Below are 18746 nucleotides of genomic sequence, written 5' to 3' on the forward strand. Positions count from 1 at the left end.
ATCGTAATCTACTGCACAAGTAGTACATTAAAATTGTAAAATTTCAAATGTATGATGAAGTAAATGTATTAATTGTGAGAGTTTTTATAACTTGCGCGTATTATTAAAAATAACATAATGAAATACATCGAGAAATTAGCTTCCATCCGCCAAGAGATGAAAGAAAAGGGTGTAGATGCCTATATAATTCCTTCCTCAGATCCTCATATCAGCGAATATTTACCGGATAGATACAAATGTATAGCTTGGACTTCTGGCTTTACTGGTTCAGCTGGAACTTTGGCAATTACCCAAGATTTTGCTGGGTTATGGACAGATTCTAGATATTTTGTTCAAGCTGCTGAACAATTGGAAGGAACTGGATTTGAACTGGTAAAATTGCAAGTTCAAGGAAGAGCAGAATATGCTACATGGTTGGCAAAGAACCTGGAAAAAGGTAACACCGTTGCTTTTGATGGCAATTTAGCTTCTGTTGCGGTAGCACAAGCCGTAAAGAATGAATTAGAACCCCTAGGAATAAATGTAAATGGTCATCTTGATCTATTAGACCCTATTTGGGAAGGTAGACCAGATTTGCCAAAAGATAAAGCCTATCTGATTGATGAAAAAACTACCGGTCAATCTACAACTGATAAGATCGCTGCCATCAAGAACATACTCAAAGATAAAAGAACAGACACACATTTTGTGTCGTCATTGGATGATCTTGCTTGGATATTGAACATCCGTGGAAATGACGTAAATTGTAATCCTGTTGTTCTAGGTTTTCTTCTGATTCAAGGTGATAAAAACACATTGTTTATACAAGATGGAAAACTTTCCGCTGCGGATATTGCAACATTAAATGCTGCAGGGGTTGAGGTTGCTGATTATACCAAAGCATTTGATGCTGTTAAGGGAATCTCCGCAGAAAGAATTCTTCTGGACCCTAAAAAGACTTGTTTTGCAATTTATGATTCTGTTCCTGAAGGTGTGAAAATTGTCGAAGACATGAACCCTTCAACCGCCCTGAAAGCCATAAAAAATGAAGTTGAAATCGCACACACAAGGAATGCAATGGTGAAGGATGGTGTGGCTTTGACCAAATTCTTTAAGTGGGTTGAAGAGAACGTTTCTTCTGGTAACCTATCAGAAATTTCAATCGCTGAAAAACTTCAAGAATTGAGAGCTTCATCGGAAAGTTTTGTAGACATTTCGTTTGATACCATTGCTGGATATAAAGAACATGGTGCATTGCCTCATTATAAAGCTACCGATACAAGCAACTCGACCTTAAAACCTGAAGGTTTGCTTTTGGTAGATTCTGGTGGTCAATACACTGATGGAACTACTGATATAACACGTGTTATATCTTTGGGTAAAATTACTGCAGAAGAGAAGAAAGATTATACCATTGTATTGAAAGGTACAATCGAAGGTTCTCAGGCGGTATTCCCAAAAGGTACTAAAGGATATTCTATCGATGCTATTACGAGAAGGCCTATCTGGGAAACTTTCAGAAACTATGGTCATGGTACCGGGCATGGTGTTGGCTTCTTCCTGAATGTTCATGAAGGACCGCAAGTATTTAATATGGCCGCAATCGATATCCCTGTAGAAGAAGGGATGATTACTTCCATTGAGCCTGGACTTTACAGAGAAGGTGAATATGGTATCCGAATTGAAAACTTGGTGCTTTCCAAAGTTGTTGAAAGCAATCATTTTGGTGAGTTTATGGACTTTGAAACCTTAACCATCTGTTATATTGCTACGGATTTGGTAGATAAGTCTTTGTTGGATAACAAGCATGTAGAATGGTTGAATAACTATAATGCTTGGGTATTTGAAAAGCTATCTCCGAAATTGGACGAAAACGAAAAAGCTTGGCTGAAAGAGAAGACGAAAGCGATATAAACAGAATTCGGCCACATTTTTTTCTAAACTTAATGTCATAAGGTTAAAGGGAAAAAATAGTGGCCGGTGAAGACACGGAACTGAACTTATTGACATTACTCTCAGGAGTTGTTTGGTTTGGGACAATATTTTCTATAATAGTTGCACCTCCTATAGGGTTAAGTGACGTAGGTATATTTTTAGTGGCAGGTGGGGACACCAGCCACGGCTAGAGTAAGCGGCCTCTTTGTTGGTTGCGGAGTCGAAACCAGGAGCTGAAGGGCAAGCCCAACGCACAATGGCCGCGGCATTTTATTCATCCTGCCGCCACTGAAAATGAGCGGGATTCGGCTTCGAATAAATGTCTCCGCCTACGAAAATCAATTGGTATTTCAGAACGTATGGATGCAGTCCCTGGTCGCCATGGTTGGTGTCCTCACCAATCATTAATTAATTCTATGCCAGCGGCATGATACGCCGTAGGCGTTATATGTTTCTTAAATGCCAGCGGCATGCCATATCTATAGAAAAAGCATTGCCCCAAAATTTAACGCCATAGGTGTGGCATGTTTGTTAAATCCCCTGCTATTATAGTCACAAAATAGTTTCCAGAGCTAAAGCTCTGGAATGACAGCTTCTTTTTTTAAAAAGGGCGATTTTTGGGGAAATATATGTGTCATTCCTTAGCTTTAGCTAAGGAAACCATTTTTTTGTCGTAATTCAATAATGTATATAAATTGACATTCCCTAGCTATTGCTTGTTAACCAATGCTTAATTCTACCTTATCTACCCAAAGAGAGCTAATTATTTATAATGTTTGATAGCGTTTAGCATATTTAAATGATAAGTATTTTGAGGTCAAAAGGAAAAAATAGTTTTCCTATCTTACTGCCTTTCCAACCAAATTCTATTAAACAATATCGCCTGATCTGCTGAAAACTCAATTACTATTTCCTTTGGATTGGAAATTGTTATCTTTCCGTTGGTCACTTCCAGAAACTCTTCTACATACCAGTTTTCGTTTGGCTCAACAGTGACTTTTCCGTTTGGTTTTGCCATGGTGGAAAGAGTGTTGTCCCCTTCTTTTATGGTCAGTTTAACGTCCTTTCCTGCTCCATTATGGATGGAAGATTCTACTGTGTATTGTCCAGCTTCTGGGAGGTAGACTTTCCATTGTACTTTTTCATTTGGTTTAAGGACAAGGTGGTCAGGTTTTGTTCCGTCGAATGCTTTGAACTCGAGATTTTTTGTGGTTGTATATTTGGCGTTTAATGAAAAACCACCAAATGTAGATTCCGCAACGACTTCTTTATCTAATTGTAGGTCGTTTAAGGTTACTTTTAGCACTGATACATACGGATCTGGCTGTTCTTCTGGAACTTTAATATGAAGGATTGGTCCGAATTGTTCAAACTTTACCTCTTGAGCGTTATTTCCGTTCAAGACTTCGATCTTTTTGGGCTTACTGCTAATACCCGTAACGCGAAGGATTTTATCCAATGGCCAGTTGTAAACATGGAGATAGAGTTCCTTTGTGTCATCATTGATAGTCATTTTCCCCCAATCATGTTGTGAGAAACGTATGGGCAACCCTTTATTTTTATACACTGACTTTCCATATTTCTGCAACCACTCGCCCATGTCTTCCAATCTTTGAACTCCTTCATAGGGCACAGATCCATCTGCCCTTGGACCGATATTCAAGGTATAAGACCCATTTAAGCTTACATTATTGATCAATGATTGAAAAAGTTGATTGGTTGATTTCCATTCATTTTCCAATGCATTGAATCCCCAAGAATGCGCGATGGTACCTGGAGTTTCCCAAATATGATCTGTATATGCTGACCCGAATTGATTGTCGCCCAAAGTTTCGAAATCCACATGTTCATTTTCAATAGGAAACCCGAGTCTTGAGTTTATTAAACAATTGGGTTGTAGTTGGTGAATCATCGTTGCCAACTGATCCAATTGTTCTTTTTTGATAATGCTTTGTTGGTAAGGAATCCACATATCAAACCACAGCATAGCGATATCACCATAGTTGGTTAAGAGTTCACGAACCTGTGGTATCACTTTTTCTTGCCAATATTGGTTGTATTGTTGGTCAGTGACACGACCGGTCACTTCCTGATTATGGCTCCAACCGTAAGGATGTTGCCAATCAATCCAATGTGAATAATAGAAACACAGTTTTATTTGATGTTTTTTACAGGCTTCGGCAATTTCTTTAATAACATCACGGTTAGAACCACTTAGTTTGGGCAATGAATAATCACCTACCTGAGTGTCCCAAAGAGCAACACCATCATGATGCTTGGAGGTGATGATAATGTATTTCATGCCAGCTTTTTTGGCTAATAATACCCACTCTTCAGGGTTTATTTTGTCCCAGTCAAATCTTTTTGCCAATTCGCCATATTCTGCTTCTCCGATGCGGTTTCTATAGCGAATCCATTCTGCATAATTGTTGGGGTGTCTTAAACGCTCGCCTTTCCATATTCCTTCTGTGGCACTGTACAAGCCCCAGTGAATAAACATGCCGAAACGATCGTCTTCAAGCCATTGGGCTCTGTTTGTTTGAGCAAAAGAAAATACGCAGCTAAAGAACATAAGAATAGCTATGAGAAGGTGCTTCATGATAATTTTTATCTGATTTTAACAATTAAATTGGGTTCACCCAAAGATAAGATTTTAGTTTAAGGCTCAAGGATTACATGCTTTATATTCTTTCGGTCGAAAGTATAAGTAATGTGTACTTTTCCTTTAGAATCCTGAAAGATGGTAGGATAGCTGTATTCCCCTTTATCTTCATTTTCAAGTTCCATAAATTTCTCCCAATCCATTCCGTCTGTTGAAGCTGCAATATTGAGCTTTGCTCTTCCTTCCCACCATTCCTTACCCGGAATGTCAGGGTTATAAACAATCCAATAATCTTTGCCAACGGATATAGCATCTGTACCTGAATTTGGATTGACAAGATTCGTTTTCTCTAGATTAGACCATGTTTTTCCATTGTCCTTTGACCAAGATGATATCACCGAACCCTCTCTGCTGCGGCATAATACCTGCAGGCTATTATCTGGGTGAATCAACACACTTGGCTGAATTACATTGAATGAAGATTCATGGTTGATTGGGTATTTTTTCCAATTATTCATGTCCAGATCAGCGATTTCAACGTGAGCAATCCAACGGGTTTCAGATATTTACTCACTCGAAGGAGCTATAATGGTTCCATTTGCCAATTGTTTAGGTTTGTTTTTGATTGGACCTAATATTCCTTCAGGAAGTTTCTTTGCCTCAGACCAAGTTTTGCCATTATCGACCGATTCCTTGACCATTCCCCACCATTCCCTAGGATTAGGCCCAACTTTATAAAAAAGATAGACTTTGGAATCTCCATTTTTTCTGAATAAGACCGGATTCCAGCACGGATAGGTCTGATCTGAAATTCCATCTGCCCAGATCTTTGGTTCGGACCATGAATCGCCATCATATACGGATCCCCAAATCTTAACATCTGGATTCCCCTCACGAGAACCAGCAAACCATGTAGCCAACAGCTTTCCATCCTTCGTTTCTTCAATACTGGATGCATGGCATTGAGCGAAATGTTTACCTGTCTCGAAAATAAATTCCGATCTCAGAATTTTTGGAATAACAGATTGAGCAAACGAATTTGCCGTGACAGTGAGAAGAAAGAGAAGGCAAGTGATGGTTTTCATTTTTAATGACTTAGGGTTAGGAAACTATTGAGACTTTAAGATAAGAAAAAATGATTCTTTGGTTAATAACATTATAAAAAAAACGACCGAAATTACTTCGGCCGTTTTTTTTTATTTGTTAGTGATTATTGTTTTTTAGCCCACCATAATGGAGTAAATATTTGATCTTCACCTCCTAAGAAAGTCACTGCCTTATCATAGTTGGCTTGATCAGCATTTTTAAATGAAGATGGATATCTTAATCTTTGTGGGAAGAAATTCAATTGATTTTTTGAATAATTTCCTGATGTAATTTGCGGCATTGTTGCAATAGGCTGTTCAACCGCTGGATTTTCAAAGAAAGGTAATCCTAATCTTCTATGATCGCTCCAAGCCTCTAAAGGCAAATAAGGAAAAGATGCAATGTATTTCTGGGTAATGATCTTTGTTAATTTGTCATTTTTAACTGTACCGTTTTTGTAAATTGTATTTGATGGATAAGCAATTTGAGCGGTACCATTAGCTCCAGTATATGCATCTTTGTATTTTACTGAAAAAGTTGCTGAAGGTTCAGTCGTATGATCGTATTTTACAGATGTTCCTACTCTATTGTAATTAGAAGAGGATAAATATTCTGCCAAATGAGCCTCAGCTCCCCAATATTCAAAATTCTGTTCTATTCCTTTTTCATAAGCTTGTTTGTCAGACATTGGAGTTGCCCAACCTTTCAAACCAGCTTCAGCAATCAAGAAATAGCTTTCCCAAGAAGCAAAAAACAATCTTTTTTGAGTGCTAGTTCTAAATTTGTTAATCATCCCTGGTATTCTACCGTTTTGTCCTCTAAATACAATTGTTGAAGCTTTTCCGCCCCATGTTCCAGTTGAAAATGCATTCCAAGTGTATTTAGTATTGACTTCATCAGTTCTAGTATCAGAGACTTTAATGCTTGCAGCTTGATTGCTTGCTGCTGCCCAATACTGTGGATCTGATGTGTTTCCTGGTACGAAGAAAGCTTTATAAGCTCTTGGATCCATTTTGTTAGGAAGACCGTCTAAATAATATCCTTGAGAAGGATCGTTAGACATTGTAGAGAAATTATTTAAATAGCGAATTCCTAAATCATTTTCATCTTTAATTTTTGCAATTAAATCAGGGTTATCAAATTGATTTTCAGTTTTTACACCACCTAATCCTATAAAAATATTATTTAGTGTTGCAGATAGAAGTTGAGTATTCCATCCTCTTGACATTACTCCAGTTAAAGGATCCCAACCATCTTTTTCTTGAACACCAAAATTATGATCTTTATTTTCAATGAACTTATTTGTTGCTACGGCAGCTTCAAATTCAGATTTTGCTTTTGCGGCATCTACTTCTGACATTCTCATAGATAATCTCATTCTCATAGAATTGGCATATCTTATCCAGTTTTCCCAATTAAATTTATACGCTGCGTCATAAGCTACAATATCTGTTGATGAGATTTTTTCATCAATTTTAGAAGTTGCATCTTTAAGTTCATCAAGCATAAAGTAATACACATCTTTAACTGAATTAAACTCAGGATTTTTTCCCTGAAATGCAGCAACTGGAGCTGGTCCAAAATTGTCTGTTAATTCACTCATTAAATAAACTCGCCAAATTCTTGCTACTTGTTTTATGTTTTCATTATAAGGCTGAGCAGTTCCGTTTGCTGTTTGTTTATCTGCAATTTCAATTGCAGCATTAGCATTATTAAGCCATTCTGAAAGGTATCTCCAGTAATCGCCTGTATAGGAATCATCGTCAATTCCCATATTAAGGGAATTCAAGTAGTGTTGTCTAGCAGCCGTTTTCCAATAGATTACAAATACGCGTTCTGCTACATGGGGGTCTTGTTGGGAACCAATAATAGAATTGTTTAGGAAATATTCAGGTTTTACCTGATTTTCAGTCGCTGCAGTAGGGCTAGTATTAATTTCTTCGAATTTACTGCATGATACTGAAAGTGTACCAATTAATAATCCTACTGTTATTTTAGATAATATATTTTTCATAATTTTCAGGATTAAAAGCCAACAGCTATATTAAAGAAATATGATCTGGAGGTAGGGAAAGAAAGATATTCAAAACCAACTGCATTGGTGCTCAGAGCAAATGTTGACTCTGGGTCTACACCTTTTCCATAGCTTTTCAACATTGCAAGATTGTTTACTGAGAAACCAATTTTAGCACTCTTCACAACAGAAGATTTTAAAATATGAGATGGCAAACTATAATTAACCATTAGATTCCTGATCCGAATATTTGTAGCGCTTAATAAATTTTGTTCAGTTATACCAAGATTCCCGTTTCCTGCTACTGCAGACCAATAGTCTTCTGGTGAAACTTCTTTGGAATTATTTGAATAACCATTATTTTCTTGAATCACACCATCTACAACAAAGTTATTTCTTTCGCCATTTACGACAGTTTCAGCAGAATTACCATTTAATTGAATAGCACGATGTGTTCCCGCGAAAAATTTACCTCCAAAACGTCCATCAATTTGAAAGCTCAATCCGATGTTTTTGTAAGAAAATGAATTCGTTAATCCTACTAAGGCCCTAGCAGTTTGGTCCCCCAAAAAATAAGGGCCACCGTCCGCTTTTTGAGGAAGTCCTGTTTGAGATGCAAGGATTAATTTTCCGAAATGTTCAGAATTTTCATCCTCAACTCTTAAAAATTTAGTTCCGTATATTGCACCGTATCTTTTACCAGCTTCAGCAAAAATTCTTACATCATCATATCCACCAAGGGTAAGGCGATCTACTTCTGAGTGCAACTCAATGATTTTGTTTTCATTTTTTGAAACATTAGCTTTCATATTCCATTTAAATTCAGTGTTTCTCAAGATATCCGCATTTAATACGACTTCAAAACCTTTATTTTCAATGTTTCCAGCATTTGCTTTAAAAGCAGTGTAACCAGAAAGATTATTCATTGGAATGTCAATCAACTGATTTGTTGAATTATTTTTGTAATAAGCAAAGTCTAATCCAATTCTATCATTAAAAAATCTTGTTTCGAAACCTACCTCAAAACTTTTTTGTAATTCATTTACTACTCCTGCATCATATTTAACATTTTGTTTAGATGCTGTCGTGTTGTTGTTAGGATCTACACCAATATTATATGTGTTGTATAATTGATAAGGTCCCATATCTCTACCAGTTTCAGCATAAGATGCCCTAATTTTTGCGAAACTAAACCAAGTTGGTAATTCACCAGTGCGTCTAATCAAATCTGAGACAATCAAAGATGTACTTACTGAAGGATAGAAATAGGAATTATTGTCTGGATGTAAAGTTGATGTCCAGTCATTTCTTCCTGTCAATGTGATGTACCAGAAATTATCGTAATTGATATCTAAACTTGAATAGATTGAATTTATTTGTTTTTCAGAAATACTTTCAGATATTCCAGGATTTCCAATACTGTTTCCTAAGGTAAATAAATTAGGCACTCTTAAATTTCCCGCAGAAGAGTTCAAGGCATTTCTGTTTGTTTCCATTATTTGGCCAAACAATGAGATAGCACCACCCCATTTACCGAATAAATTATCTTTTCTTGCATGTAGACTTGCGATATAATTGTTTTCGTAGAATTTGTCTACACCAGTAGAGTAAGAATTATTAATATGACTACCTGTATATGTTTTTGATTCATATTTAGTATTGTACATATCTGTTCCAAATCTAACATCGGCGCTCAACCAGCTGTTGAAATCATATTTTACTGTTGCATTCATGAGGTATCTGTCACGAGTGTCAGTGCTCAATTTATTATTTACTGCCCAGTATGGATTTATTCCAGTGTCTTCTAAATACCAAGTTTGGTCAGCACCTAAAACGTTCATTCCATTTTCAAATTGAGTGATATCCAATGATCTTGGAAACAATAAAACTTGAGCATAATAGTTGCCATCATTTTGTCCACCTACGGCTCTATTATAAGCCATATTTTTCATGTATTGAACTTTGATGTCCGTACTCCATTGGTTTCTTTCGCCGAATTTTGCATTCACTCTATTAATCAAGTTTAACCTATTTAACTTCATTCCAGGAGTTTTACTGTTGTCATGCAAATAAGTGGCAGATGAGTACAAATTAACCTTGTCAGAAATGGCTTGCTGGAAATTGATGTTTTGAGTTGTGTTAAATCCAGTTTGAAAGAAGTTCGCCATATTGTCGTGAACAGACAGATTAGTTTTTGAACCATCCCACATATCAACTGATTGACCAGAGATTTTTTCACCCCAAGAAGTAGTTGCTAACCTTCCGTAAATTCCGCCTGCACCTTGTGAAAATTGGTCTTGCAATTCAGGGATCATAAAAATGTTCTCAAAACCAGTAATTGTTGAATAAGATATACCAACACCTTCTTTCGCTTTTCCTGATTTAGTAGTAATTAAAATTACACCGTTAGATGCTCTAGAGCCATAAAGTGCAGATGCAGCACCACCCTTTAAAACCGACATACTTTCTATGTCTTCAGGGTTTAAATCTCCTAAACCACTCCCCATATCCGCAGTTGGGTTCCAAAAATCATTATTTGATGCACCTACAAAGTTATCCATTGGAACACCATCCACTACGATTAACGGTTGGTTGTCTCCAGTTAATGAATTAAAACCTCTAAGGATAATTTTTGAAGAGGAAGCTGGACCTCCCGATCCTTTTACCACCTGTAAATTTGAAACTTTACCCGCAAGAGCATTGGCAATATTGTTTTCCCTTGCATCGGTTAATGTTGTTCCTTGTACCTCTTGGAATGAGTATCCTAGAGATCTCTTTTCTCTTTTTATACCCATTGCTGTTACTACTACTTCATCGATGTTACTTTCATCTTCTTGTAGATTTACATTATGAGTATTTGAGCTAACTGTAATCTCAAGAGGCTGAAGTCCAACACTTGTAAAGCGAATTGTCTGACCATTCGATGCTTCAATTGTATAATTACCAGCAGCATCTGTTTGAGCTGCTTTGTTGGTACCTACAACTGTCACGCTAACCCCTGGAATACCTGCTCCATTGGCGCCTGTTACTCTCCCCGTAACAGATTGTTGTGCAAATAACGTGGTTATGCATAAAAGCATAACTAAGGTTATACTGCAACATTTAGAGTAAAAATTGCTCATTTGTTGATAAATTAAATTAAGTAGTTTGTTATTATTCTGATACTAGTTGTTTGTAAATATTCTTATCCGCATTTAAAATGCAGATACAAGCTGAACCTAATAATTGGATATTTACCGAGTCTGAAAACTCGATTAGTGTGTTTTTTGATAATCTTTGAATACTGAACTCTAAAATTGCACTTTGAATTTTTGGAAGTAAAACTTCCTTAGCTTTCGAACCTCGACCACTAATGACAACCATCTCAGGGTTGATAATATGTATGAGTGTTGAGATTCCTTTTCCGAGCATATAACCGATGCGATTTATTGCCTCCATAGCTAGTTGATCTCCCTCTATTGATGCTTCTAAAAGTTGGTCACCTGTAATGAAGCCAAATTTTTGATATTCTCTCTGTAGAGAGGATACTTCACCTGATTTTAATGCTGAGGTTGCTGAGCCAACCGCTGCTAAAATTGATGCTTCTACTTCTAGACAACCTTTCTTTCCACAAGAGCATAATTTGTTTGAGTCCGAAAGAGGTATATGACTGAATTCCCCAGCATATCCTGAATGTCCACGGTATAATTCTTTGTCTAATATCATTCCAAGGCCTACACCCCAATTTAAGTTTACCACCATCACATCCGAAGTCGCTTTCGCTTTTCCGAATTTATGTTCAGCAATAGCAATTGCTGATGAGTCGTTCTCTACAAAAGTTGGAATGTGAAACTCATTTTGAAGGTTGGTTTTTAAATCGTAAAAATGAGAAGATTGATTGTAAGAATTATTGCGGCCAGTTTTGCTGTCCACAAAACCTGGAATGGTAACGCCTATGCCATATATTTGGTTCACATCAATTTCCTTAATGGTTCTTTTAATCAATTCAATCACCATTTGAAATGAGCCATCCTGTTTTATGTCTATACTTTCTGTATTAATAGGAGATTTAAATTGATTTTTAAAATCAATTACAGCGACTGAGGTATAAAATTGATCGATAGCCACAGATAGGATGAATGGTAGTTGGTTTGGGTTTGGCACGAAATGAGCCGCACGCCTTCCTCCAGTTGAGGGAGCAAGACCATCTTGTTCCACAAGGTTTAGCTGTACCAATTTATTTACTGCGTTCGTAATATTGGGCACACTTTTTCCGATTGAAGAACTGAGTTCGGCAATCGATTGCGGATTTGTAAAATATAATCGCTTAAGTATCGATAATTTAAGGCTATCCAAGGTAATAAGAGTTGTTAATAATGAGGTAAAGTTATGTTAAAAATAGAGTAACATCCAAATACTTTTTAAAAAAATTAATAAGTCATGTAAATCATATTTAAAAACGCATATATGTTAGACGTTTTGGTGCGGTTTTATGCCATTTTAACCATTATCAATATTCTTATTTGCATTTTTCTGACTGTTTAATTGTAACTTCGATTGATATAAATTATGAAACAGCGATATTATTCTTTAGATGTCTTTAGGGGAGCGACAGTTGCCTTAATGATCATGGTTAATAATCCTGGTACATGGTCTCATATGTTTTCACCATTGAAACATGCGCCATGGCATGGATGTACACCGACAGATCTGGTATTTCCTTTCTTTTTGTTTGCGGTAGGTAATGCCATGTCTTTTGTAATTCCGCGATTGCAGGAGGCAGGAGATCAGGTGTTTTGGCGTAAGGTTATCAAAAGAACGATTTTGATATTCTTAATAGGACTAGGATTGAATTGGTTTCCATTTATGCAATGGTCAGATGGAGCATTGCAATTCAGGGAATGGGTGAGCAGCACAGATCCTGACAAAGGAGTTCGAATATTGGGGGTTTTACAACGGATAGCAATTGCATATTTCTTTGCGTCAATACTTGCCTATTATTTCAAACCACGAACCCTGATTTATATCTCAGCAGCCATTTTACTTGGTTATTGGGGATTGTGTGCCTGGTTGGGTACCGGAGATCCATATTCTTTAGAAGGTTGGTTTGGTACTGCTATCGATAAACAGATATTGGGAGTAGCTCATATGTATAAAGGTGAGGGTGTTCCATTTGATCCAGAAGGTTTAATGAGTGCTATGCCAGCTGTAATACAAGTAGTTTTTGGATATCTGGCAGGTGTCTTTATTAAGAAGCATGGTTCTGTTGAATGGTTATGGACAAAAGTCCCGGCAAGTCATGAGCCACATTTCAAGTTATTGTCTGGGATGTTTGTTACTGGATTTATTTTATTGGTATTAGCCTGGACATGGTCTTTGGGCTTCCCTATCAACAAAAAGATATGGACCAGTTCATATGTTCTTTACACCACGGGATTGGGTATTTTGACAATCGGTACCATGATATGGTATATTGAAGTGCAGGGAGTGAAGAATTGGTTGACTAAATTCTTTGATGTTTTTGGAAAAAATCCCTTGTTTATTTTTGTGTTGAGTGGTTTGTTGCCGAAAACATTAGGATTGATCCGGATTCCAAATGGTGTCAATGAATTGGGTGAGGAAAAGTTCACCACACCTTTGTCTTGGTTTTACCAAAATGTTTGTGCTAAGCTTCCTGGACCTCCGGAGTTGGGATCATTTGCATATTCATTGTGTTTCTTGGCATTTATGTGGGCCATCTGTTACTGGTTGGATCAAAGAAAAATCTATATCAAGGTGTAATTTAAGCTGCTGAAATATAGATCGTTTAATATTTGCAGAATATATTTCTTGTTTTGAATATAGAATGTTAACTTTGCACGCAATTAATAAAATTTTTAACGCTTTAATATTATTCACGAAATGTATTTAAGTAAAGAGTACAAAGCTGAAATCTTCCAAGAATTTGCAGGATCAGCAGAAAACACAGGTTCTGCAGAAGGACAAGTAGCTTTATTTACAAAAAGAATTGCTCACTTAACTGGGCACTTGAAATCAAACAGAAAAGATTTTAACACACAACGTTCACTACAAAAATTAGTAGGTAAACGTCGTTCATTATTAGCTTATTTGTACAAAAAAGATATCAATAGATATCGTGCTATCATCAAAGGCTTAGGCTTACGTGATATCATCAAATAAGCATCTGTAAAGAGCTTTATCAAAAGGGTTTTGACTTGGTCAAAGCCCTTTTTTATTTTTTACCTCATTTTTTTGGGTCCAAAAGAGGTTTTACCTGCAGTAAAATTTTGCTGTCATGCGGTTACGCAATAAATTTTTAATTACCTTTGTGCGATTAAAAATGTCAAAATTAAATTGGTGCATGTTATATTAGAGGCAAATGCATCACAAAGAAAACACAATGAGTTATAACGAAAAGAAAGTTACAATTGAAATGGGTGGCGGACTGGCACCTATTGAATTGTCTACTGGTAAATTAGCAAAACAAGCTGATGGATCAGTTGTATTAAAGCAAGGAGATACGATGTTGCTAGCTACGGTAGTATCTTCAAAAGAACCAAAAGCAGGAGTGGACTTCTTACCATTGTCTGTAGATTACCAAGAGAAATACGCGGCTACAGGCCGGATCCCAGGAGGATTTTTACGCCGTGAAGCAAGATTATCAGATTATGAAGTCTTGATTTCACGTTTAATTGATAGGGCTTTACGTCCATTATTCCCAGAAACTTACCACGCTGACACGCAAGTAATGGTAAGTTTAATTTCAGCAGACAAAGAAATTATGCCTGATGCATTGGCTGGATTAGCAGCGTCTGCAGCAATCGCTGTTTCTGATATCCCTTTCAACGGGCCAATTTCAGAAGTACGTGTTGCAAAAATTGATGGTGAATTAGTCATTAACCCAACTGTTTCTGCATTAGAAAAAGCATCATTAGAATTTATCGTTGCCGGTTCTGCACAAGATATCGTCATGGTAGAAGGTGAAGCTAAAGAAATTTCTGAGGCTGAAATGGTAGAAGCAATTGCATTTGCACACGAGGCAATCAAAAAACAAGTAGCTGGTCAGATTGAATTGGCAAACTTGGTAGGTTCTCAAGCAAAACGTGATTTCAACCACGAGCCCTCAAATCCAGAATTGAAAGATGCAATTTACGCAGCAACCTATGATCAGGTTTATGCTATTGCAAAATCAAGATCTGCAAAACATGAACGTACTGATAAATTCGCTGAAATCGGAAAAGCATTCTTTGAGACTTTAGGTGAAGAGATCGATGAAGAAACTGAATTCTTAATGAAGAAATATTACCATGATGTTCAGTATGATGCTGTTCGTAACTTGGTATTAGATGAAGGAATCCGTTTGGATGGTCGTGATGTTCGCACAGTACGTCCTATTTGGACAGAGGTAGATTACTTACCTGCTGCTCACGGTTCAGCCGTGTTTACTCGTGGTGAAACACAGTCATTGACTTCAGTTACATTAGGTGCTAAGGATGATGAACAAATGATCGATGGAGCATTCTTCCATGGTTACAACAAGTTTATCCTGCACTATAACTTCCCAGGTTTCTCAACAGGTGAAGTAAGACCAAACAGAGGTCCAGGCCGTCGTGAGGTTGGTCATGGTAACTTAGCAATGCGTTCATTGAAACAAGTTCTTCCTACAGAAGACAATCCTTATACTATCCGTGTTGTATCTGATATCTTAGAATCTAATGGTTCTTCATCTATGGCAACCGTATGTGCGGGTACTTTAGCATTGATGGATGCAGGTGTTAAAATCTCAGCTCCAGTTTCTGGTATCGCAATGGGATTGATCACTGATGAGAAAACCGGAAAATATGCTATCCTTTCAGATATCCTAGGTGATGAAGATCACTTGGGTGATATGGACTTTAAAGTTACCGGTACTGAAAAAGGTATCGTAGGATGTCAGATGGACCTTAAGATCAATGGTCTTAAATGGGAAGTATTGACACAAGCTTTAGACCAAGCTAAAGAAGCTCGTTTACATATTTTGGGAGAAATGGCTAAGACTATTTCTGCTCCACGTGAAGATTACAAACCTCACGCTCCACGTATCATCCAAATCTTGATCGATAAAGAATTTATCGGTGCTGTGATTGGACCAGGTGGTAAAATCATCCAAGAAATGCAACGCGAAACTGGCGCTACAATTTCTATCGAAGAAGTTGATAACAAAGGTGTTGTTCAAATCTTCGCTGATAATAAAGAATCTATCGACGCTGCGTTGGCAAGAATCAAAGCGATCGTTGCTAAACCAGAAATCGGCGAGACTTACGAAGGTAAAGTTAAATCTATCATGCCATTTGGTGCTTTCGTAGAAATTATGCCAGGAAAAGATGGTTTACTACATATCTCAGAAATTGATTGGAAACGTCTAGAAACTATGGACGGTGTATTCAAAGAAGGTGATATGGTAACTGTTAAACTTCTTGACATCGATAAGCAAGGTAAGATGAAACTTTCTCGTAAAGCTTTATTGCCACGCCCTCCAAAAGAAGACAAACCTAAGGAAGGGTAATAATTTAGACACTAGTTAATAGATACTAGATATAAAAACAAAAGTCAGGGCATTTGCTCTGACTTTTTTGTTTTTTAAATGTTACGAGTATAGCGTGTTTATATTTTGTAACTTGATTAGATGAAAAACCTAATAAACCTATTCCTAATTGTATTTCCTGTATTTGTATTTGGTCAAAATGAGGATTTAAAACTTTGGTATCAACAACCTGCGGCAAAATGGACAGAAGCACTGCCCCTTGGAAATGGGCGTTTAGGAGCTATGGTTCACGGGCGAGTTGATCAAGAATTGTTTCAATTAAACGAAGAGAGTGTATGGGCGGGCAGCAAAATCAACAATAACAATAAACAATCAGCTGCTCATCTCAAGGAAATCCAAGATGCCATTTTTGAAAGCAGATTTGATGATGCCAAGGAATTGGCAACAAAATATATGGTAGGAACTCCAGCAAGGATACGATCTTACCAACCGCTGGGAAACCTTAGAGTGTTATATCCTTGGAGTAAATCAGATTCAAAGGATTATTCACGTACGTTGCTTTTGAATGAGGGGTTGCATACAACTTCTTTTAATATCAATGGCAATAAAATAGATCATACTTCTTTTATCTCGGCAGTTGATGATGCCCTTTTTTTAGATTGGAGATCTGATGAGCCTATTTCATTTAGTATAGAATTAGATAGAGCAAGAGATGTAAAGGAATATGGAACTTGGCAAGACGGTGCTTATTATATAGGGCAGATACAGGATTCGGTCAAAAAAGACAGTGGACCTGCCGGAAATCATATGCGATTCAGTGCGGGATTTAAAGTAATATCAATTGATGGAGAATATGAGGTATTTAAGGATGAGGGTAAATCTGGAATTAGGGTTAAAAACATTAAGAATCTGAAGTTAGCTTTCACAGGTGCAACGGACTATAATTTAGATAAACTTGATTTTGATCCTTCAATTGATCCTTTAAAGATTATTGATAAGCAGCTAAGCGGATTGAAAAGCAATTCAAAAAGAGATTTCTATGCTTTGCACGTAAATGAACACAGATCAATGTTTGATCGAGTTTCTATTTCTTTAAATGCTGTTGGAGATTCTGAAGTTCCAACAGATCAGCGTTTAAAGGCGTTCTCCGAAGGGACAGAGGATTTCGGTCTACCTGTTCTATTTTATCAGTATGGCCGATATTTATTAATGTCATCCAGCAGATCTCCGGGTCGACTTCCTGCCAACTTACAGGGTATTTGGAACCAAGAGTATGAAGCTCCTTGGAATTCAGATTTTCATACCAACATTAACTTGCAGATGAACTATTGGCCTGCGGAATCAGGTGATTTGGGGGAGACAAGTCTGATATTGGCAAATTTTATGAAGGAAATCGTTAAGCCAGGTTCAGAAACTGCCAAGGAAATGTATGGTGCTAATGGTTGGACGATCCATCATCTCACTGATCCATTCGGACGAACCGGAGTAGCTGACGGAGTATGGGGAGTATCGCCAATGGCGGGACCTTGGATGACCTTTCCAATTTACAGACACTATGCCTTTTCAAAAGATGAGAAATACCTTCGAGAAATAGCCTATCCTATATTAAAAGGTTCGTTGCTCTGGGTTTTGGATTTCTTGGTTGAATCACCTGAAGGATATTTGGTAACTAATCCTTCACACTCTCCAGAAAATGAGTTTGAGACCGAAGTAAATGGAAGAACAGTTAAATCTCAACTCTCTTATGCGAGTACTATCGATATTCAGATTATCCATGAATTGTTTGATAATTTTGAGCAGGCGGCGAAACAACTTAAAGTAGATCAGGATTTAGTTGAAAAAATTGTTGCCGTTAGATTGCAAATGCCTCCAATTCGAGTAGGCAAATCTGGTGCTATTCAAGAATGGATTCATGATTATAAAGAAGTAGAACCGGGACATCGGCATATGTCGCACCTCTTGGGCTTGTATCCTGGTAATTCCATCAATCCAAGTACAGTAGAATTATTTTCAGCAGCTAAAAAAACGATAGAAAACCGTTTGTCTGCAGGTGGTGGCCACACAGGATGGAGTAAGGCATGGATCGTTAATTTTTATGCTCGGTTGTTAGATGGAGAGAAAGCTAATGCGCATTTAAAAGAATTGATTGGCAAGACCTGTTTGCCGAATCTGTTCAGCACGCATCCACCATTTCAAATTGATGGTAATTTTGGAGGTGCAGCGGGATTTGCTGAAATGTTGATCCAATCTCAAAATGAAGATATTGTTTTATTGCCTGCTATTCCATCAAGCTGGAAAAGCGGTTCCGTACATGGTTTAAAAGCTCGTGGTAATTATAAATTTAACTTTAAGTGGTCTGAAGGCAAGATTAGAGATTTAGTAGTGAGTTCAGATCAAACAGCTGATATTTCTATTAAATTCAAAGGTAATAGTAAGCGGTTTGACCTTAAGAAGGGTGAAAATAGGTTAAGTTTCGATTGATTATTTAGGTGACTAAGTAGGTGTGAGATCAAAAATATTTACTCATTGTATTTATTGATTCACTCAATTCACATAGGTTTTCACTCGTTTTGGCTGAATAAGACTTTCATAATCAATTAGTTTAGTTTCATTAAATGATATTATGA

At 37.1% G+C, this 18746-nt stretch carries 9 protein-coding genes and 1 pseudogene; 5 read left to right on the top strand and 5 right to left on the bottom strand.

Going from position 1 to position 18746, the window contains the following annotated elements; genetic code table 11:
- Positions 1-117 precede the first annotated feature (117 nt).
- Complete coding sequence (locus tag CRT24_RS19255) at positions 118-1893, top strand: aminopeptidase P family protein (RefSeq protein ID WP_099372723.1); 1776 nt, start codon at positions 118-120, stop codon at positions 1891-1893.
- An 865-nt stretch (positions 1894-2758) separates the two neighbouring features.
- Here the strand turns inward: CRT24_RS19255 and CRT24_RS19260 are convergent.
- The 5 genes and pseudogenes from CRT24_RS19260 to CRT24_RS19280 form a co-directional block, all read right to left on the bottom strand.
- Positions 2759-4513 carry an alpha-L-fucosidase gene (locus tag CRT24_RS19260; RefSeq protein WP_099372724.1) on the bottom strand — a complete coding sequence of 585 codons (1755 nt, stop codon included), beginning with the start codon at positions 4511-4513 and terminating at the stop codon, positions 2759-2761.
- 59 nt (positions 4514-4572) lie between these two features.
- A pseudogene (locus CRT24_RS19265) lies at positions 4573-5601 on the bottom strand (exo-alpha-sialidase).
- A gap of 125 nt (positions 5602-5726) precedes the next feature.
- Complete coding sequence (locus CRT24_RS19270; protein ID WP_099372725.1) at positions 5727-7616, bottom strand: SusD/RagB family nutrient-binding outer membrane lipoprotein; 1890 nt, start codon at positions 7614-7616, stop codon at positions 5727-5729.
- Positions 7617-7627: 11 nt separating this feature from the next.
- Positions 7628-10696 (bottom strand): SusC/RagA family TonB-linked outer membrane protein, encoded by a 3069-nt coding sequence (locus CRT24_RS19275; protein ID WP_257214100.1) that lies wholly within the window; start codon positions 10694-10696, stop codon positions 7628-7630.
- A 73-nt stretch (positions 10697-10769) separates the two neighbouring features.
- The gene (locus CRT24_RS19280; protein ID WP_099372727.1) at positions 10770-11861 is read right to left on the bottom strand and encodes an ROK family protein; all 1092 of its coding nucleotides are present in this window, start codon (positions 11859-11861) and stop codon (positions 10770-10772) included.
- A 303-nt stretch (positions 11862-12164) separates the two neighbouring features.
- Between CRT24_RS19280 and CRT24_RS19285 the strand changes: the two genes are divergently transcribed.
- From CRT24_RS19285 to CRT24_RS19300, 4 genes are all read left to right on the top strand, one after another.
- A complete protein-coding gene (locus CRT24_RS19285; protein WP_099372728.1) occupies positions 12165-13376 on the top strand; it encodes an acyltransferase family protein in 1212 nt (403 codons plus the stop codon).
- 120 nt (positions 13377-13496) lie between these two features.
- On the top strand, positions 13497-13775 hold the full coding sequence (rpsO, locus tag CRT24_RS19290; protein ID WP_099372729.1) for a 30S ribosomal protein S15: 279 nt from the start codon (positions 13497-13499) through the stop codon (positions 13773-13775).
- A 220-nt stretch (positions 13776-13995) separates the two neighbouring features.
- Entirely contained in the window at positions 13996-16140 is a 2145-nt protein-coding gene (pnp, locus tag CRT24_RS19295) for a polyribonucleotide nucleotidyltransferase (RefSeq protein ID WP_099372806.1), read from the top strand.
- A gap of 120 nt (positions 16141-16260) precedes the next feature.
- Entirely contained in the window at positions 16261-18600 is a 2340-nt protein-coding gene (locus tag CRT24_RS19300; RefSeq protein ID WP_099372730.1) for a glycoside hydrolase N-terminal domain-containing protein, read from the top strand.
- Positions 18601-18746: the final 146 nt, after the last annotated feature.

This window comes from Sphingobacterium sp. 1.A.5, assembly GCF_002734235.1.
Taxonomy (GTDB): Bacteria; Bacteroidota; Bacteroidia; order Sphingobacteriales; family Sphingobacteriaceae; genus Sphingobacterium; species Sphingobacterium daejeonense.